Raw genomic sequence first — 20,155 nt, 5'->3', positions numbered from 1 at the left:
TGCAGGTGTACCAAAACCTGCTGCACCTTCGATGAATGCCCCGAACAACCAAGCGATAATGATTGCTTGAATTCTTCTGTCGGGAGAGATCGTAATAAATCCTTGGCGGATTGTAGAAATGGCTCCACTTTCCTTTACTGTGTTTAATAAAAGAACGGCACCGAATACAATAAACATGACATCTATCGCGGTACCAACACCATTAAGAGCTGCTCCGGCTACAACATTTGCTTTTGTTCCCCAGAAAAACACAGCTGTTAAAGCGGTTACAATAAGTGAAATAGGCATTGCGCGAGTTGCTGGCCATTTCAAAATAACCAGAAATAAAAAAATCGAAAAAATAGGTACTAAAGCAATTAAAGATAAAATTCCAACGTTCATCCATCTTACCTCCTTTAATCTTACCTTGATTTAAAATCTGTTAGGTCAAAAATGTAATAAGATAATTATCGTTATGTAAATAACTGATCATAGAGTCATCGGATGACTTAATATTAATGTAAGCGTAACCGAAAATCAACAAAAATTTTTAAAAATAATGATAGTGTAAACTTATCGTAGTTATTGAATAGGTAAAATTTTTTCTCATATTATTAATTTGAGTAACAATTTAATAGTATAATTTAAATAGTTGGTATAATTGTGGATTTTAACAGGGGTGAAGTAATGGAATATAAACAAATTAAACCTAGAAAGATAAATGAAGAAGTTGCAGAAGCTCTTTTAGAAATGATCAAAAATGGAGAGCTAAAACCTGGAGATAAATTGAATTCTGTTCAACAGTTGGCTGAAAGTTTTAATGTGGGACGGTCAGCAGTTCGTGAGGCACTTAGTGCATTACGAGCGATGGGTTTAGTTGAAATGAAGCAAGGGGAAGGCACATATATTCGAGAGTTTGATCCGATGATGCTAACGTTGCCTTTATCAACGGCAGTTCTAATGAATGAAACAGATATCGTTCATTTATTAGAGGTTCGTAAAATTTTAGAGGTTGGTGCAGCGGGTTCAGCAGCTATAAATCGGAAAGAAGAAGATTTGAAAATAATGTCTGAGCTAATAGAAGTAATGAGAGAAGGACTCAGTGATGAGGAACTCGGTGAAAAAGCGGACCTTAAGTTTCATCTTGCCATAGCAGATGCAACGCATAATCCAATATTAAAAGGATTAATGAGCAATGTTTCTGGAATGATGGTTGAATCTATGAGGGAGACGCGTCGATTGTGGCTTTTTTCAAAGCAAGCAACGACTGAACGGCTGTATCAAGACCATTCGAGAATTTATCAAGCCATTAAGGATCAGGATGCAATTCAAGCTCAAAAGCTTATCATTGAGCACTTAGAAAATGTTGAAAACGTGTTGAAAAAATATTATCAAGACAAAAAAGGAAGTTCCTAATTGTAGAGGAGCTTCTTATTTTTTTGTACTGAAATTTCAGGTCATCAGATGACCGGTTGACATATCATTATCAATATATTAAATTGATTAATAGAAAGCGTTTTCTATTTTGGTGAGGTGATAATCATGAAAGTGACATTATTTGTTACTTGTTTAGTAGATATGTTTGAAACATCGGTTGGAAGAGCAACCGTTGAACTGCTTGAGAGATTAGGCTGTGAGGTTGATTTTCCAGAAAAACAAATATGCTGCGGACAACCGGCATATAACAGTGGGTATGTAAAAGATTCGAAGGAAGCGATGAAGCGAATGATACAAACCTTTGAGAATTCGGAGTATGTTGTAACCCCTTCTGGATCATGTGCAACAATGTTTCGTGAATACCCACATGTTTTTGCAGGGGATGCTTTGTGGGAGGAACGAGCCATCAAACTTGCTAATAGAACGTATGAGCTGACACAGTTTATTGTTGATGTACTGAAAGTAGAAAATGTTGGGGCAAAGCTCAAGGGGAAAGCAACATTGCACAAATCATGTCATATGACTCGTTTATTAGGAGTAAGGGAAGCACCTACTAAACTTTTAGAAAATGTAGAAGGCTTAGAATACATACCACTAAGTAATAGTCATGATTGCTGTGGGTTTGGTGGTACCTTTTCAGTGAAAATGGGTAATATCTCTGAGCAAATGGTTGATGAGAAGGTTAAAAAGGTTGAGGAGACTGAAGCAGACTATTTAATTGGCGCAGATTGCGGGTGTTTGCTGAACATCGGCGGACGAATTGAACGACAAGGCAAGCCAATTAAGGTAATGCATATCGCAGAAGTTTTGAATAGCAAATAAGAAGGGAGATGGAAGTTAATGGCGATGAAAATCGGAACAGGCGAGTTTAAAGAACGTGTTGAGAATGGCATTAATAATACGTTTATGCGCGGGGCAGTCTCTGGTGCACAAGAACGCCTTAGCACAAGACGAATTGAAGCGGCAAAAGAACTCGGTAACTGGGAAGAGTGGCGGGCACTTGGTGAAGAAATTCGCCAACATACGCTCGATAATCTTGATTACTATTTAAAGCAATTTAGTGAAAAGGTTGCTGAACGTGGAGGACATGTCTTTTTTGCAGAAACTCCTGATGAAGCAAATCAATATATAAAAGATGTTATTAAGAAAAAGAATGGTAAAAAGATTGTTAAATCCAAATCAATGGTAACGGAAGAAATTAATATGAATCAATGTTTAGAAGAAGAGGGATGTGAAGTCATTGAGACAGACCTAGGAGAGTATATTTTACAGGTGGATGACCATGATCCGCCTTCCCATATAGTTACTCCTGCACTACATAAAAACAAAGAACAAATCCGTGATGTATTTAAAGAAAAATTAGCCTATACAAAAACAGAAAAGCCTGAGGAGCTTGCATTACATGCACGTGAAATGTTAAGAAAAGAATTTTTATCAGCTGATATCGGTGTGACTGGTTGTAACTTTGCGATAGCGGAATCAGGTTCGATAAGTCTTGTGACAAATGAAGGTAATGCAAGACTAGTCTCAGCCCTTCCTAAGACACAAATTACTGTTATGGGAATGGAGCGGATTGTACCAACTTTTGCTGAATTTGAAGTTTTAGTGAGCTTGTTAACCAGAAGTGCTGTAGGGCAGAAATTGACAAGTTATGTAACCGCATTAACAGGTCCGAAGCAAGCTGGAGATGTAGACGGACCTGAAGATTTTCACGTTGTCATTGTGGATAATGGTCGCTCAAAAATATTAGGAACAGAATTCCAATCTATTTTACAATGCATCCGTTGTGCTGCATGTGTGAATGTTTGTCCGGTTTACCGTCATGTCGGAGGGCATTCCTATGGTTCAATTTATTCAGGACCAATTGGAGCGGTTCTTTCACCGCTACTCGGTGGCTACGAAGAGTATAAGGAGCTTCCATATGCATCTACACTTTGCGGAGCCTGTACAGAAGTTTGTCCAGTCAAGATTCCATTGCACGAATTACTCCACAAACATCGTCAGGTTATTGTTGAAAGAGAAGGGAAAGCACCGATTTCTGAAAAATTTGCGATGAAGGCTTTTGGACTAGGTTCTGCGTCAACTCCTCTTTACAATTTAGGTTCAAGACTAGCACCTACTGCAATGAGCCCTTTTGCAGTGAATGCAAAAATTTCGAAAGGTCCTGGTCCACTAAAGGCGTGGACTGAGATTCGGGATTTTCCGGCTCCTGAAAATAAGAGATTCCGTGACTGGTTTAAGAACCGTGATAAGGAGGGGGGCGAGCAATGACAGGAGGATCAATTCAAAATCAAGAAACTTTTTTAAATAAGATTGCCTCACAGCTTGGACGAGAGCAAAGAACGGAAGGTGTAACGCTACCAGAATGGAAGCATCAACCGCAATGGGATGTTTTACAAGGTTTGTCACAAGATCAGCTTGTTGATGTTTTAAAGGAGCAGTGCCGGCGGATCCAAACTCAATTTGTTGAAACAACGTCAGTAGATTTAGTAACCGTTTTAAAAAACGTTGTTAAAGAATTTGGAGGAGGTCCTATTATAACGTGGAATGACGATCGGTTTACTGAATTTGGGCTGACTCATTTACTACATGAGGAGTGGCCAAGTGAAGATGTCGATGTTAGTTTATGGAATCCATCGCTTGGAAAGAAAAATATCGAGTTAGCAGAACAAGCAAACGTGGGGATTACCTTCAGTGATAAAACACTTGCAGAATCAGGAACCGTTGTCCTATTTAGCGACACTGGGAAGGGTCGTTCCGTAAGCCTGTTACCGGCTACGTACATTGCAATCATACCGAAGAGTACGATTGTGCCAAGAATAACTCAAGTTTCCCAAGAAATTCATGAGAACATTAACAAGGGGGAAGAAATTGCTTCTTGCGTAAATTTCATAACAGGACCAAGTAACTCAGCTGATATTGAAATGAACTTAGTAGTGGGCGTTCATGGGCCAATTAAAGCAACGTATATTTTAGTTAACGATAAATAACTGCGAGATTGGTTATGAAAATTTATATGGTAGCTTTTGAGGTTTTACATTTCATAATAAAACAAAAATAGTAACAACAATAAGCGACCTTGTTATTTGTATTAGCATCTCAATGTCGCTTATTTACTTCTTTTATTACTTGAAAAATAATTATGAATTTTCTTAGTTAGAATGAAAGAAAAGGATTGTAACTTATTATTTTTAATGGTAGAATACTATTTAATCAAATGGTATGACATATTTATTTATTAGTATAACACATTTGTTCTGTTAAACAATTAAAAGAGTGAATAGGAGGTCGGATGTGAATAAAAAGGAAATAGTTTATGTAGTATCTGATTCTGTTGGCGAAACAGCTGAGCTGATGGTAAAAGCAGTTGCATCTCAATTTAATAGTGTAGAAGTTGAAATCAAGCATATTTCTTATGTTGAAGATATGAAAGATCTTGATAATATCATTATTGCCGCCAAATATAATCACTCCATTATTGCCTATACAATTGTCATTCCATCTTTGAAGCAGTATCTTGATGAGCGAGCAAGGGAAGCAGGAATTCGTGCTATTGATTTAATGAATCCGCTAATGGATGCATTTATAAAAAATTTAAATACAGACCCAGTACATCAACCAAGACTAATGAGGAAATTAGATGAAAACTATTTTCGTAGAGTAGAAGCAGTTGAGTTCGCAGTTAGATATGATGATGGTCAGGATGTTAGAGGAATTAGGCATGCAGATATTGTCTTAATTGGCGTTTCTAGAACATCAAAGACACCGCTTTCAATGTATTTGGCCCATAAGCGGTTTAAGGTGGCAAATGTACCTTTAGTTCCAGAAGTAGCACCTCCTGATGAACTTTTTGATATTCCCAAGAACAAATGTGTTGGGTTAATCATAACACCAGATAAACTGAATGAAATTCGCATGGAGCGATTAAAAAATATAGGATTAACAACCCAAGCGAATTATGCGAATTATGACCGGATTCTTACAGAATTAGAATATGCAGAAAAAATTATGAAAAAAATCGGTTGTCCCGTTATTAATGTTTCAAACAAAGCAATCGAAGAGACGGCTGATTTGATATTAGAGATGTTAAAAAAGAAAGGGGCTGTATTTCATGGGTAAGTTTGTGTATATGTTTGATGAAGGGGATAGTGGAAAAAGGGAACTACTAGGAGGAAAGGGAGCAAATCTAGCTGAAATGACAAAGATTGGTTTACCTGTTCCTTATGGGTTTACCATTACAACAGAGACCTGCAATACTTACTATGAAGCTGGAAAATCAATTTCATCAGAGATTGATTTTCAAATTTTACAAGCGCTTACAACCCTTGAAGGAAAAACCGGTAAAAAGTTCGGAGATCCAGCAAATCCGTTGCTAGTTTCTGTAAGATCTGGAGCCGTTCATTCGATGCCGGGAATGATGGATACGATTTTAAATCTTGGAATAAATGACGAAACGGTCGTGGGACTGGCAAATCTGACGAATAACCCGCGCTTTGCGTATGATTCTTACCGTCGATTTATCCAAATGTTTAGTGATGTTGTCCTAAAAGTTGATAGCTTTTATTTTGAACAATTCTTGGATGAAGTTAGGGAAGAAAAAGGATATCACTCAGATCCTGAAATGTCTGCAGAAGATTGGAAAGAGGTCATTACAGGATACAAGAGAATTGTTGCTAAGCATTCGAAAAGGGCCTTTCCTGAGAATCCAAAAGAGCAGTTATTCCTTTCCATTCGTGCTGTTTTTGATTCTTGGAATAATCAACGTGCTATTGTATATCGCCGTCTTCAGAATATTCCCGGTCATCTTGGAACTGCAGTGAACATTCAAAGTATGGTTTTCGGAAATATGGGCAGCAATTCTGGCACTGGAGTAGCTTTTACACGTAATCCATCTACAGGGGAAGCAAAGCTTTACGGTGAATATTTGATCAATGCTCAAGGTGAGGACGTAGTTGCCGGAATTCGTACACCTCAACCAATTATTTCTCTTCAAGAAGAGATGCCAAACGTATATCAGCAGTTTACCCAAACATGTCACCTCCTTGAAAACCATTATGAAGACATGCAGGATATTGAGTTTACTGTGGAACGGGGAGAACTTTTTATTCTACAAACACGTACCGGAAAAAGAACAGCTCAAGCAGGAATTAGAATAGCTGTTGAATTAGTAAAAGAACAAATCATTAGCAAGCAGGAAGCGATTCTACGTGTAGATCCTGATCAGCTTGATCAACTTCTCCATCGTCGCATCGATGATTCATATGTACGAAAGCAATTAGCGAAAGGTTTACCAGCTTCCCCTGGTGCAGCAACTGGAGAAGTCGTATTTGATGCAGATGAAGCTGAGAAAATGGCGAAAGATGAGAAAAAGAAGGTCATTCTTGTTCGTCCAGAAACAACACCTGATGATATTCATGGAATTGTTGCAGCCGAAGCCACTGTTACTAGCCGCGGAGGAATGACAAGCCATGCAGCCGTTGTGGCAAGAGGTATGGGAAAAGCATGCATTTGTGGATGTGAATCATTAAAGATTGATTTAAAGTCAAAGCAATTTAAAGTAGGAGAAACGGTCGTAAAACAAGGAGATATTATTACGATTGATGGTTCAACTGGTGAAATCATGTTAGGAGAAATACCTATGATTGAACCGCAATTGTCAGATGAATTCCAATTATTGCTTTCTTGGGCTGATGAAGTAAGAAAACTTGGTGTTAGAGCAAATGCTGACAATCCAATTGATGCAAAAAAAGCTTTAGAATTTGGTGCAGGTGGAATTGGATTATGCCGGACGGAGCATATGTTTATGGATGCTAGTCGAATCCCAATTGTTCAAGATATGATCCTTGCAGAAACCAATCAAGAACGCGAACATGCATTAGCCAAATTATTACCAATGCAACAAGAGGACTTTGAGGGGATTTTTGAAGCAATGCAAGGAAACCCTGTTACCATTCGTTTATTAGATCCTCCTCTTCACGAATTTTTACCAGATAAGGAAGAACTGATAGTAGAGGTGACCAAACTTCAATTAACAAATTCAAATCCTGGAGAGTTAAAAGAAAAAGAACAGTTATTAAGGAAGGTACGACAACTTGATGAATTTAATCCAATGCTAGGTCATCGTGGATGTCGTTTAGGAATGATTTTTCCTGAGATTTACGTGATGCAAGCCAAAGCGATTTTTTATGCCATTGCGAGAGTAATAGATAAAGGAATCGGTGTAAAACCTGAAATCATGATTCCATTAGTTGGTCATGTGAATGAGTTAAAAGAAATGCGACAATTAGTGGTGAATGCTGGAGTGCAAGTGGAGGAAGAAACAGGGCTAACATTTAACTACTTAATTGGTACAATGGTCGAAGTGCCACGTGCAGCCTTAACTGCAGACCAAATTGCTGAGGAAGCAGACTTTTTCTCATTCGGAACAAATGACCTAACACAAACAACATTTGGATATAGTCGTGATGATGCAGAGGGCAAATTCTTACAAGCTTATATTGAAAACAAAGTACTTCCAGCAAATCCATTCGTTTCCCTTGATCAAGAAGGAGTAGGGAAACTCATTGAAACGGGTGTTAAGCTAGGAAGGGGAATGAAGCCAGGGTTAAAAACAGGTATTTGCGGAGAACATGGTGGAGAAAAGGAATCAATTCAATTCTGCCATGATGTAGGGTTAGATTACGTGAGTTGTTCACCATATCGTGTACCTCTCGCACGTCTTGCAGCGGCTCAGGCTAAGATTAGATATGAAGAAAAACAGAATGAACTTCAAGTTCAAGTATAAAAATGTAAAAGGCTGCCTATTTTGGGCAGTTTTTATTATCTCTTGTGAAATGTGATTCATAATGTTGATATATGAAGAAGTTATTATTACATTTAACACTACCTGATAAAGAAAGTTAATCGGTTAATCTAACATTTAATAGGAAGTTATTTATATGAATTTAGTTAGAACCTAGTTGTGATTCAAAAGGCAATATTCCTCTAAAAACCAGTAAATGTCCAATGCCTCTATTGGACATTTACATTCTTCCATTACACAGCTCAAAATACTAAAAATCACTTAAGAAATAGGGTTTAGGAAATTCAATGTTCGGCGGAAACTGGTGGGGAAAATACCCTAATGGAATTTTAAAAAAGATGAATCCTAAACAACATAGAATCATCTTGTAGTTGCTGGACTCTATTTTTTCTTATCTCCTTAACAAGGGTGCCAGTTTAGTTTCATATGTTCTCTTATTGTCTTTCAGGAAAGAATATTATTGTTTTAATATTTAGTCAAGTAGTGTGTTCGAAAATTACAAATAATTACACTAAGCCATAGACATGTAGGTTCGTGTTGCACTACCTGGAGTGGTAGAGGAAGTAAGCATATCAAAAGATTCTGATACTTTAATTTTACGATAGGTCTCTATTATACGATTATTTACAATTAGGTTTTTCCTTTGTTGTATAAGATTATCGTATGTATCTATGAATAACCCTTTTGATCTCTTTAATGTGGAAATAAGATAACTCTCTGCTGCTGAACAACTTGTTATTTTTATATCAGCATTCTGTACTATCCCAGATGAAGAGTATGCGATTGCGCTTTGGATACGAAGCTTAGCACTACTAATTGTTTCCGGTAAAAATGTTGCAGTTGATGGTTTTATATCTTCAACAAGTAGGCGCGTTATCCCTCTGTCGTTAATAGCTTCTAATATTTGCTCAGGATCATCTTCTACAACAACCTCTTTATTCGGAGTCCATACATCCATCCAGTAATGGTCCATATGTTTTTTTCCAACATGAAATATAAAGAATTCAGGATAAATTCTTAATCGCCCTGTTTGGTTCCCAAGCTGTAATCGATGGAAATCATAAAATCTTGTAATAGCAGACATAAGAAGGGCGCTCGCACCAGCACTTCCACCAGGTTTGCGAACCACTATACCTAATCGATCCTGTTCGTTATAGCCGGGAAATAAATCGTCAAAAGAGACTTTAACATCATTTATCTTGATATCAAAATCAGTTGATTTCAAAACCTTTGTGGTGTGCATTTTTCCAACTCCTTTAGAGCAATTTATACTCTGTTAATAATTAATCTGTATAAGATATAAAGATCTTTGGTGTATTAGTTTCAGAAGTTTATTTGAAAATTTAATATCTTGAGTGAGTTATTAAGATAATGATTATTTCATAATCTTGTAATTAATCTTATATTCACATAAAACTGCTATTGAAGCTACTCAGTTTTCCTAATTATTGGGATGATTTTGAATTATTTGTTATAATATCTAACATTTTTTTGTGATAATTAATACCAAATTGGGTGGGAATAGTTAGTTACTTAGAAAATTGAAAAGTATCAAGGGGGATAAAATAGTGTACAGGATGTGATGAATAGACTGTTAAGATACCTTGGGATTACCTAACTCTTTCAAACTTCTATTATTTAATGAAAATAAATAAAGAATAATAGTTGAAGAAAATGAAAATAGAAAAAATACATTTTTGTTAACTTTTGTAACGTTAATTTTGTTGTTATCCTATTATTTAGGAAAATGTTGTTTATTTCTTAAGGTTCCTATGTGAAGATATATTCATTCCACTAGGATAAATCGTAGGTGTAAAAGAAAGAAGAGAATTTTGAAATAAATATAATAGTAAATGTAGTATTTTCCTATTGATGAAGAGATCAAAGAGGGAAGAAAAAGAAGATGTATAGTTTTTAAGTTTATAGAGGAATAAAACTAAAAATTTTGGTGGTTATTTAAATATACGTTAAAGGGGGAGTTTATTATATGTATAAAGTAGTAATCATTTCAGGTAGTCCTAATGAGTCTTCGAGGTTAAGTGGTGTGTTAAATAAAATTATTATAAATTTAGAACAAAAGAGATTGAAAGTGGATCAGATTCAGATTTGTAAACTTCCAGCTGATGATTTATTACATGCTAGATTCGACAGCGTGATGATCCAAAACGCAAATGCATTAGTAGAACAAGCAAATGCTATTATAGTTGCTACACCAATATACAAAGCATCGTACAGTGGTATTTTAAAGACTTATTTAGATTTAATACCACAAAAGGGATTTGAGAACAAAAGAATTCTACCATTAGCTATTGGAGGGTCAAAAGCTCACCTATTAATGCTCGAATATGCACTTAAACCAGTCCTTTCAGTGCTTGGAGCCACAATAATAGAAAATGGAATATTTGTTCATGATTCTGAGGTTAGTTTGAATGAACTTGGAGAAACGGTAATTGCAAATACAATCTCAGACCGTTTGAACGAAGGTATTAATCAATTAATCAGTAATTCTTTTGAAGGTTGTAATTTAAGTAATTATTGAGTCTCACAAGAAAGTTCATAAATTTTTTTGGAAATATATTAGTGATTAGGGTTTCTTGGTAAGTTGTATTAAATTTAGTGATTAATATAGAAAGTGATTAGCTAATTGTTATATCTGATATATAGGAAGTAATAAGTCTTATTATTTAGCAAAAATAGAATTTAAAGTCTTTTGAGTGGTGCTTTAATTGAGGCAGTAATGTAAGAATTCAGAACAAGTAAGGAGTGAAAAAGTGTGCAAGTACATTCTGATAGAACATTAAAATTACCTTCTTCTGTACTGACTATTGGAGCGTTGGATGGTGTTCATAGAGGACATCAGGCTCTAATATCTAATTCTAAAAAACGTGCAATAGAGTTTGGTGTCCCGCTAGTTGTTTATACCTTTGACCCACCACCTCGGGTTTATTTTAAAAACGCAATGCTGTTAACCTCAATAGAAGAGAAAGTAAAAAGATTACGCCTTCTTGGAGTAGATCATGTTGTTGTAGCCAATTTTGATGCTGATTATTTATCTAGGGGGGTAAATTTATTCCTTGACGAACTTAAAGAGTTAAATCCGTTGGAAATCTGGGAAGGTCCAGACTTTCAATTTGGTAGAAATAGGGAGGGAGATGTAAATACTTTACGTAAACACTTTCCAGTAAATGTATTAGATCCAATTTGTTGTAGCTCAGGAGAAGTTATATCTTCCAGCAGAATTCGTTTTCTTATCATGCGAGAGATGTTAGGTAAGGCGGAACAGCTTTTAGGTTGGAATGGGATAACCACTGGTAACTTGGCAGAGAAATAAGTCTGAATGAATATTTTTAATAAGTAATTAATAGTAAAGAAGTTAACATGAAAAAATTCTTACTGAATTTTTTGTGCAGCTTCTTTTTTTGTTTATATAAAGATAATGGGAAAATCCTCAACCTAGTTATAAATAACTATTCATTTTCCATGCTGTAGGGTAAACAAACGAAAAGTGATGACCTGTGTTTAGTATTAACATGTAATAAAAACCGTTCGAACAGTAGCGGAAACCCGATCTGTATCTTATTGTAATTATTTCTCCAAATTAAAGTTGTTTGTACTTCTATAAAGAAACATTTCAATTCAAGATTTAATTAAAATAGATTAATAACTTTTGTATCTTATGTTCTATATACCAATAAAAATTGTTAGAAATAGTAACATAAGTTAGCGGTATTTTTCATTTTGAATAGAAAAAAATCAATTGCGTTACAATATATTACATGAAAACTAGTATTTTCCTAATATACGAGAAAACTGGATAGGAGTTGCTCATTCTTTATGTCATGATAAGGTTGTGTAATTAATAAAGAATTTAATCACTTCTTTCATAAGAAATTACGGATAATAGGAGTGCATTTTAAAGCTTTATTAAAATAACTAATCTTAGGGGTGAAGAGAATGAACGACAAAACATTAACAAAATCAGATTTTAATTATTTAAGTACAGAACCAGGTATACAATTAATTAAAGCAGGCACTTATGAACAAAAAGAGTTAAATGCGGTACTGGGGAACCCTGCATTAAAAAGTCAAATTATTGATGTTCCAATTACTTCAAGGGAAAATGCATTATCGGTTGGATTTTATTCTATGCAAAAAACGACAGATAGTTTTGATTTTGAGTATAAGTTCTTAGAAATAAAAGTAATTGTCAGAGGAAATATAATTGTAAGTGATACAAACGGAAATAAGTATGTGGGAGAAGTAGGGGATGTTTTTATTTTTAATCCCGGTACAGTAGTCACATTTGAAGGTGAGAGCGATGGAGATGCAATTTATACTGCCCATCGATTGCCCGAACCATTATTCATGTAAAAGATAGATTCTTTGAAGGGGATGGGAGTATCAATATCAATATATTACTTGGTTCTGCTTCCCTGATTTTTCTCTTTTTAAATACTATTAACTAGCTAAGGAGTGAGGAAAAATTGACAGAAACTAACATTTTGATAGAAGAAGGACTTATGCAAATTCCTAAGTGGTGGAATTGTCCATCAGGATATGAGGAACTACAAGAAAAGGCTCATGTGATAGGAAAAAATGAGTTACTTCCTCGTGCGTCTATTTCTGATCAGCAAAGCCTTTATCCTCGTGAGAGCTTAAAAAAGTTAGCTAAAGCAGGGTTTGGAGCTGTTACAGTACCAGCTAGTGAAGGAGGTCTAGGATCTGGATTCACAGGGTTTGCAGTATTAGCAGAGACTTTTGCTCAATATTGTGCTTCAACAGCAATGTGCTGGGTTATGCATACAGCAGCAACACAAACACTTTTTGAAGCAGGAGATCCTGAACAACGTCAACGTTTTATTCCTGGAGTTGTTAATGGTGAAATTGGAGGTCTTGCCTTCAGCGAACCTGCAACTGGAAGTCATTTTTGGAATGTTGTAAGTTCAGCTCCAAGAAAAGGGAATGGATACTTGCTAAATGCCGATAAATCATTTGTTACAAGTGCAGGTGAAGCAGATTGGTATATTGTTTGTACAAATTCTCCTGACAGTTTACTAGAAGACAAGCTAATGTTTTTACTTGTCACTAACGATCAGGAAGGTTTGGAATTTTTTCCATTTAATGCTATGGGACTACGAGGGAATTCAAGTGGACCAATGAAATTTAAAAATGTCTTTGTTCCAGCTGAAAATCGAATTGGTAGTGAAGGAGGTATGAATTATTATAATGAGAATACGATTGACCCATTATTTTTATTAGGAACGGCTTCTGTTTGGACGGGTGTTGCTCAAGGTGCTCTTAATGCAGCGATTGAAGGAGCGAAGAAAAAGGTTCATGCAGATACAGGTAAATCAGTTGCAAGTTATCAAGTCATACGTCATGAGCTAGCAAAGGCTCAAATTCTGATTGATAGTTCACGAAGTATGGTCTATCGGGCAGCTCAAGGATTGGATGAACTATCTAAAAATGGTCAATCCATTGCAGAGCATCTTTTCCCGATTTGGCAAATAAAAACTCATGCTGCTGATATTGTTATACAAGTAACAAATCAAGCACTGCAAGTTTCTGGAGGTAGAGGTTATTTAACAGGGCAAGTAGAAAAATTCCTGCGTGATGGTCGTGCAGGTGCAGTTATGGGTCCTACAAATGAAATTTTACGTGAATGGATAGGTCGAACATTAATTGAAGTTCCTTGGTTTGAGTAGAATTAAGATTCCTTTATGAAAGTGTCATAAAAAAATAGAAAATATAGAAAAACATGGAGGTATATTCATTCTTTTAAAAAGGCTATTTTCGTAAACTTTGTTGCTTTTAGTCATTTGGAGAAACCAGCACTGTATAAAGAATAGTGGCATCTTTTCTTCTTTGAATAGTACCATTTTTCATAAAACCACTGTTTCTACTTGATATTTAGGTTATTTTGCAACAATCTTTCAGAAAAAAGCCTTTTAAAAAGAGACGCCTCCTGTATTTCTATGGAGTGTACTCTATTTTATAGACAGTTAACTAAAAAAGATACTACTTAATTATGCGAATTAGATGACTTTTGGAAGCCTCCGGAGTCGTCTTTTTGGTTCCATATGTTCTTAACAATCATTTTACTCATAAATAATTCCAGGTTTCAAATATATAAGCTCTAGTATAACGGGGTTTTAATAGACAAAAAAAAGCCTAGAATAGATCCACTTAAAAGTGCCTACTATTCTAGGTAATGTTCCAAGGTAAGAAAGTATAAGGTTTTGTACTTAGTTTTGGTGTCTAGCTCCAGGCGCCATCGGCTCGAGTCATAAGTCAAATCGGAATTGAAGGCCAAGAACGCCTTCTATTCCGATTCGCCTTATGCTTGTCGCCGATAGGCGGGCGCCTTGCGCTTTTCTTAACAATGTTCAATAATTCATAGTTTTTCTGAAAATTTCCAGAAAAACTATGAATATGCTGTTGTAGAAGATATAATAGGAAAATTTAAAGTTTTGAAAAGGTGGTTATGTCGATGATGAATTATTACAGATAATTGGATCGCATAGTGACAGCAGGAAGAATTGACAAACGGTTAGTATTCGTAATCCTGAATAAGTTTTCATCATGATTGTAGAGTTGGATTTTATCATTTGCTAGTATTTGATGGTAGAGGTGGCGATGCTGTTAATGCTTCTCTAATAGAACTAGGTGGTAGATAACGTCGTTTTATAAATGAACTAAAAGCTGAATAACCAACTATTGTGACACGAAATTTACCAAAGACTAAAGTATTATGGAAACCATAACCATCACTAAGTAAGGCAGCAGATGCTCTTATTTAGTTTACTATTATGTTCCGATCCATCCCAATTCTTTGGAAACAAATTTTGAACATTTTAGTATGGCATCTATGTACGTATTCAATTGATCCAATAATCCGCTTGAATAGATAGATATACTAATAGCGGCAACAACTGTATCATCCCATGAAAATAGAGGGGCAGCTATGCTAGTTACATCTTTATCTTTTTCTCCAAAAGTTAAGGAAAAACCATATTGTTTTATAACCCTTAACTCAGATTCTAATGCGTTTCTATCATCTACTAGATTTTGTTTTAAAAGTTCAGAGATAATTTTATCTCTTGTATTAAGATTTAAATGAGCAAGCAGAACTTTATTTGGAGCTTCAATTGAAAGAGGGAGCCGTATCCCCTTAATCTCGGAATGGAAATGATAGATTGGTTTTGTGGCACTTACACAATCTAATACAACTCCTTCAAGCCCCTCTACAATAGATAAATAAACGTTTTCCTTCGTTTGTTTTGATAATTCAATGAGATATGGAAGGGCACTATTACGAATGGAATTATTTTCTCTAATAGAAAGTCCTAAATCGACTATTTTTGTCCCAAGACTAAATCTTCGAGTTGCTTTGTTCTGGACAACAAACCCTACCTCACATAGGCAATTTAATAATCGATGGACAGTTTGAACAGGAATGTCAATTTCTTTACTTATCTCAGTTGTACTCCAATCATATTTCTCATCACTAGGCTTCAACAAACTTAGCAATACCATTGATTTGTGTATAACCCCTGACAATATAAACAACTCCTATATATTTTTAGATTAATAGTAAATGAAATATTTTGATTTTTAATTTGATATGTAAGATGATCTTACATATATTTTATAGAATGTGTTAACAAGAACTTAGTTGGTTTGATAATCCTAGAAGTGAAAGGTTTGTAGAAGATGTAGAAGCAGTGGGGTAGTTTCATATTTATTATATAGGTAAAAACTAGGTAATTTGGTTAAAATTTTATGTATATAAGAATTATGTTACATCAAATGGTTAGTGGAATGTTAGAATAACTGTTTATGCGGAAAGGTATTAAAAAATACCTTTCCGCATATGGTACCCTTATTCCAAGTTAGCATGTCTACTAAACATAGACTTAGAATTTAACCCTTCTAATTCCATGTACCTTAAAATTATAGCATCAAAAAACAATAATAACGTTTGTTCAAATAGTGATGCCATTGGTTGGAGGGTTTGATAGTTACTTGTTTCTTGGTCTTTAGGTGAACCAGGCATTTTCACAACTATATCTGCTAGTTTTCCAATTGTAGATTCAGGAGAGATTGTGACAATAGCTAGTTGCGCTCCGTAACTCTTTGCTTTTTCAGCCATTGAAACTAAGCTTTTTGTCTCTCCTGATCCTGAAGCAATTATAAGTAAATCATCTTCAGTGATATTGGCAGTAACTGTTTCTCCGACAACATATGAATCTATCCCCATATGCATCATTCGCATTGCAAAAGACTTACCCATAAAACCTGAGCGGCCAGCACCTGCAACAAATACTTTTTTTGAGGATCTAATAGCTTTAACTAGACCCTCAGCATCAGCATCTGTAATATATTGAGCAGAATGGTTTAATTCTTCTAATATTGTTGAGAGATAATGTGATGTTTCCATTTTTAATTATCCCTTTATTATACTAAAGTAGCTTCTTTTACTAATTTCTGCATTTCAGCTGCAACACCCTTTTTATCTGCTTTACCTGTTATACCACCGCCAACAATTACTAGATCAGGTTGAGCCGCAATAACTTCAGGTAGTGTTTCTAATTTAATTCCGCCAGCTACAGCAGTTTTTGCGTTTGTAACAACACGTTTAATTGTGCGTAATTGTTCAAATGAGTTTTCTCCTTCTGCTTGAAGGTCATAACCTGTATGTACACAAATATAGTCAACTCCAAGAGCATCGATTTCTTTGGCACGTTGTTCAAAATCTTTTACATTGATCATATCAATTAATATTTTTGTTCCATGTTTTTTTGCTTCTTCAACAGCACCTTTTATTGTTGCATCATCTGTAGCGCCAAGAACAGTTACAATTCCAGCACCTGCTTCAGAGGCCTTCATAACTTCGTAGCCACCAGCATCCATTACTTTTAAGTCTGCTAAAACAGTAAGAGATGGGAAAGCTTCTTTTACTTCTTTTACAGCTCTTAGTCCTTCGTTAATAACGACTGGAGTACCAATTTCAACGATATCAATGTACTCTTGAACTTCACCTACCACTTGTTTTGCTTCATCGATATTTACTAAATCTAATGCTAATTGTAATTCCATTACTAATTCCTCCTTCAAATTTGGTTGATTGAATTTTCTTACAGTTTTGATTATATTTGAATTGTCCAAAAAAAAAAGTACGCACTTTTAAATCATATAGTGTATAAAAGTATACTAACTGATTATATGAGTGTTTTTAGGAGGAAGAAAAAAATGAGCCGTTTTGACGAGAAAATATTCAATTGCGAAAAAGAATTAACTTTAAATGTTATTGGTGGGAAATGGAAAATGTTAATCATGTGGCATTTAGGAAAGGATGGAACACTTCGTTTTAACAAATTAAAATCACTAATTCCAGGAATTACTCAACGTATGTTAGTTACTCAATTAAGAGAACTAGAAGAAGATTTAATTGTCCATCGTGAAGTTTACCCAGTTGTACCACCGAAAGTAGAATACTCGCTAACAGCTCAGGGGAAGACATTAATGCCTATTCTTGAGTCAATGTATGAATGGGGAAAGAGCTATAGAAAAAAATATTTAGAGCATACAACTTTTACTGAGGATGCTTTTAAATAATCATATTAGAGTACTAGGTAATGAAATTTATTACTTAGTATTTTTTTTTGCTTACAGTAGGAAGAAAAGCGGAAATTTGCAAATTTATGTAAAAAATACTGTTAGATTAGCTAACATACCTGTTGCTCTGATTACTAGTTCTGAAGTAAAAATAGATTAAATATTTTTTAACTTTTTGAAAAATATGAAAATTCAAAAGGAGAGATGTTATCATGCAAGCAGTAGAAAATCGAATTAAACATCCACTTGAACCACTAACAGCTGAGGAAATTACAAACGTCGTTGCAATTTTGAGAGATAAAAAGGAATTAAGTGAAAAAGCTAGATTTGCTCAGGTTACCCTTCATGAGCCTGAAAAAGAAGTAGTCGTAAATTACAAAGAGGGAAATCAATTTGAAAGGGAAGCTCATATCATTCTATTAGAACCTGAAACTAGTGAAACGTATGAAGCTGTTGTATCACTTACAAAAAAAGATGTGATTTCATGGACATTCATTCCAGATGTTCGCCCAGGATTTATATTAGATGAATTTGATGAAGTAGAAAAATTAGTTATTAGTGATCCAGACTATCAAGCTGCTCTTCTAAAAAGAGGAGTGAAAGATCCTAGCTTAGTCATGGTAGATCCTTGGTCTTCTGGCTACTTTAATATTCCAGAAGATGAAGGAAAAAGGCTAGTTCGTGCATTAGCTTGGGTTAGACCAGAAGCTAATAAAAATGGATATGCATATCCGTTAACAGGACTTATTGCGGTGGTTGATGTCAATAAAATGGAAATCTTAAGAATTGAAGATTATGGTGTAAAACCTTTACCACCGACAGATGGTGCATATGCTCCTGAAGAAGCTGAAAGTTATGAAATTAATGTACGAGATGATGTAAAACCACTAGATATTACGCAGCCAGAAGGACCAAGCTTCAAAATTGATGGTCATTCAATTGAGTGGCAAAAATGGAAAATTCGTTTTGGTTTCACTCCTAGAGAAGGTCTTGTCCTTCATACTGTTGGATATGAGGACAAAGGAAAAGTACGCCCAATTTTATATCGTGCAGCTTTATCAGAAATGGTTGTCCCTTACTCTGATACAAATCCGGCTCATAACTGGCAAAATGCATTCGATGCAGGAGAATATGGGATCGGACAACTTGCAAATTCTCTTGAGCTTGGATGTGACTGTTTAGGTTACATAAAGTATTTCGATGCTGTTATGTCTAATAGTAAAGGTGAACCATTCACAGTTAAAAATGCTGTTTGTTTACATGAAGAAGATTATGGGATTGCCTGGAAACATACTGATTGGAGAACAAATCAGGTCGAGGTTCGTCGTTCACGTCGTCTAGTTATTTCTTTCTTTGCAACAGTAGCAAACTATGATTATGGATTCTTCTGGTCATTCTATCAAGATGGAACAATAGAATGTGAAGTGAAATTAACTGGTATTCTAAATGTTGGAGCTCTTGATGAAGGAGAAATTCCGAAATACGGAACAATGGTTGCTCCACAAGTAAATGCCCCACATCATCAGCATTTCTTTAATTTCCGTATTGACCCGATGATTGATGGTGCGAAAAACTCAGTAGTTGAAACACACACAGTTGCTGAAAAGCCAGGTCCAGACAACCCCAATAATAATGCATTCTATCCTGTATCTAGAACATTTAAAACGGAAACTGAGTCTGTTCGTAACATTGACATCGCAAGTCAGAGAACGTGGAAAATTGTAAATCCTAATTCTAAGAATTTTGTGGGTCAACCAGTAGGTTACAAACTCGTGACAGGTGAGAACTGTTTACCATTTGCAAGCGATGATGCTACGGTTATCCAGCGTGCAGGATTTATTAAAAATCATTTACATGTTACGAAATTTGATCGTGATCAAATGTATGCATCTGGTAAATACCCAAATCAACATAAGGGTGGCGACAGTTTAGAGCATTATGTAAAAGCTGACCGTAACATCGAAAATGACGATGTTGTTATTTGGTACACAATGGGACACCACCATATCACACGACCAGAGGATTGGCCGGTAATGCCAACAGCTTATCAAAGCTTCCAATTAAAGCCAAATGGTTTCTTTGATCGTAACCCAGCGATTGATATACCACGTCCAGCTCCGAAGAAAGGTTCAAGTTGTCATTAGTATAGACTGTTTTCTTAAGGGTGTTGCTTCTAAACTATTTTTATAACCTAAGTGGAGCGCAGACGAACCAGTTTTTTCTGCATTAAAAACAACAAAGTATGCGAAAGCAGCCTTAATGATAAATAAGAACATAGGGGAGAAACCTCCTCTATGTTCAGTAAATAAATAGGTGGTG

The 20,155-nt window shown here is 35.4% G+C and carries 18 protein-coding genes; 12 read left to right on the top strand and 6 right to left on the bottom strand.

Translation table 11 applies throughout. From position 1 onward, the window contains the following. A partial coding sequence (locus ACEWK1_RS13305) for an L-lactate permease (RefSeq protein WP_416636373.1) occupies nt 1-381 on the bottom strand: 381 nt, incomplete at its 3' end. A 285-nt stretch (nt 382-666) separates the two neighbouring features. On the opposite strand from ACEWK1_RS13305, the gene ACEWK1_RS13300 reads away from it, so the two are divergent. The 6 genes from ACEWK1_RS13300 to ppdK all read left to right on the top strand — a co-directional run bounded on the left by ACEWK1_RS13300 (nt 667) and on the right by ppdK (nt 8,200). Then, nucleotides 667-1,395, top strand: coding sequence for a FadR/GntR family transcriptional regulator (locus ACEWK1_RS13300; RefSeq protein ID WP_098795805.1), 729 nt, complete (start codon nt 667-669; stop codon nt 1,393-1,395). 126 nt (nt 1,396-1,521) lie between these two features. Then, nucleotides 1,522-2,238, top strand: a complete 717-nt coding sequence (locus ACEWK1_RS13295) for a (Fe-S)-binding protein (RefSeq protein ID WP_098795806.1) — start codon at nt 1,522-1,524, stop codon at nt 2,236-2,238. Between the two features lie 18 nt (nt 2,239-2,256). Continuing rightward, complete coding sequence (locus ACEWK1_RS13290) at nt 2,257-3,687, top strand: LutB/LldF family L-lactate oxidation iron-sulfur protein (protein WP_098795807.1); 1,431 nt, start codon at nt 2,257-2,259, stop codon at nt 3,685-3,687. Further along, nucleotides 3,684-4,406: a LutC/YkgG family protein gene (locus tag ACEWK1_RS13285; RefSeq protein WP_098795808.1), complete on the top strand. Its 723-nt coding sequence runs from the start codon at nt 3,684-3,686 to the stop codon at nt 4,404-4,406. The genes ACEWK1_RS13290 and ACEWK1_RS13285 overlap by 4 nt, the downstream gene beginning before the upstream one ends. Nucleotides 4,407-4,710: 304 nt before the next feature. Then, nucleotides 4,711-5,535: a pyruvate, water dikinase regulatory protein gene (locus ACEWK1_RS13280; protein ID WP_098795809.1), complete on the top strand. Its 825-nt coding sequence runs from the start codon at nt 4,711-4,713 to the stop codon at nt 5,533-5,535. Further along, nucleotides 5,528-8,200: a pyruvate, phosphate dikinase gene (gene ppdK / locus ACEWK1_RS13275; RefSeq protein ID WP_212136231.1), complete on the top strand. Its 2,673-nt coding sequence runs from the start codon at nt 5,528-5,530 to the stop codon at nt 8,198-8,200. The genes ACEWK1_RS13280 and ppdK overlap by 8 nt, the downstream gene beginning before the upstream one ends. A 529-nt stretch (nt 8,201-8,729) precedes the next feature. On the opposite strand, the gene ACEWK1_RS13270 is transcribed toward ppdK, so the two are convergent. Further along, nucleotides 8,730-9,461, bottom strand: coding sequence for a hypothetical protein (locus ACEWK1_RS13270; RefSeq protein ID WP_212136232.1), 732 nt, complete (start codon nt 9,459-9,461; stop codon nt 8,730-8,732). 744 nt (nt 9,462-10,205) lie between these two features. Between ACEWK1_RS13270 and ssuE the strand changes: the two genes are divergently transcribed. The 4 genes from ssuE (at nt 10,206) to ACEWK1_RS13250 (ending at nt 13,923) form a co-directional block, all read left to right on the top strand. Beyond that, on the top strand, nt 10,206-10,757 hold the full coding sequence (gene ssuE / locus ACEWK1_RS13265) for an NADPH-dependent FMN reductase (RefSeq protein ID WP_232273617.1): 552 nt from the start codon (nt 10,206-10,208) through the stop codon (nt 10,755-10,757). Between the two features lie 234 nt (nt 10,758-10,991). After that, entirely contained in the window at nt 10,992-11,549 is a 558-nt protein-coding gene (locus ACEWK1_RS13260) for an FAD synthetase family protein (RefSeq protein WP_232273616.1), read from the top strand. Nucleotides 11,550-12,172: 623 nt separating this feature from the next. Beyond that, nucleotides 12,173-12,589 (top strand): hypothetical protein, encoded by a 417-nt coding sequence (locus ACEWK1_RS13255; RefSeq protein ID WP_212136236.1) that lies wholly within the window; start codon nt 12,173-12,175, stop codon nt 12,587-12,589. A gap of 113 nt (nt 12,590-12,702) precedes the next feature. Beyond that, the gene (locus ACEWK1_RS13250) at nt 12,703-13,923 is read left to right on the top strand and encodes an acyl-CoA dehydrogenase family protein (RefSeq protein ID WP_212136237.1); all 1,221 of its coding nucleotides are present in this window, start codon (nt 12,703-12,705) and stop codon (nt 13,921-13,923) included. 1,102 nt (nt 13,924-15,025) lie between these two features. Here the strand turns inward: ACEWK1_RS13250 and ACEWK1_RS13245 are convergent. The 3 genes from ACEWK1_RS13245 to hxlA form a co-directional block, all read right to left on the bottom strand. Then, nucleotides 15,026-15,778: an IclR family transcriptional regulator gene (locus tag ACEWK1_RS13245; protein WP_212136238.1), complete on the bottom strand. Its 753-nt coding sequence runs from the start codon at nt 15,776-15,778 to the stop codon at nt 15,026-15,028. A gap of 322 nt (nt 15,779-16,100) precedes the next feature. Beyond that, nucleotides 16,101-16,658, bottom strand: coding sequence for a 6-phospho-3-hexuloisomerase (gene hxlB / locus ACEWK1_RS13240; RefSeq protein WP_212136239.1), 558 nt, complete (start codon nt 16,656-16,658; stop codon nt 16,101-16,103). 17 nt (nt 16,659-16,675) lie between these two features. Continuing rightward, nucleotides 16,676-17,317 carry a 3-hexulose-6-phosphate synthase gene (gene hxlA / locus ACEWK1_RS13235; RefSeq protein ID WP_212136240.1) on the bottom strand — a complete coding sequence of 214 codons (642 nt, stop codon included), beginning with the start codon at nt 17,315-17,317 and terminating at the stop codon, nt 16,676-16,678. Nucleotides 17,318-17,470: 153 nt separating this feature from the next. Here hxlA and ACEWK1_RS13230 point away from each other — a divergent pair, with 153 nt between their 5' ends. Then, nucleotides 17,471-17,836: a winged helix-turn-helix transcriptional regulator gene (locus ACEWK1_RS13230; protein WP_212136241.1), complete on the top strand. Its 366-nt coding sequence runs from the start codon at nt 17,471-17,473 to the stop codon at nt 17,834-17,836. 212 nt (nt 17,837-18,048) lie between these two features. Then, nucleotides 18,049-19,980 carry a primary-amine oxidase gene (locus tag ACEWK1_RS13225; RefSeq protein ID WP_212136242.1) on the top strand — a complete coding sequence of 644 codons (1,932 nt, stop codon included), beginning with the start codon at nt 18,049-18,051 and terminating at the stop codon, nt 19,978-19,980. On the opposite strand, the gene ACEWK1_RS13220 is transcribed toward ACEWK1_RS13225, so the two are convergent. Next, nucleotides 19,966-20,112, bottom strand: coding sequence for a hypothetical protein (locus ACEWK1_RS13220; RefSeq protein WP_212136243.1), 147 nt, complete (start codon nt 20,110-20,112; stop codon nt 19,966-19,968). The two genes, ACEWK1_RS13225 and ACEWK1_RS13220, sit on opposite strands and share 15 nt — an antisense overlap. Nucleotides 20,113-20,155: the final 43 nt, after the last annotated feature.

Source organism: Metabacillus sp. YM-086 (genome assembly GCF_048059995.1).
Classification (GTDB): Bacteria; Bacillota; Bacilli; order Bacillales; family Bacillaceae; genus Metabacillus; species Metabacillus litoralis_B.
Note: the sequence above shows the minus strand (reverse complement) of the source record. Positions and strands in the feature narration are given on the sequence as shown.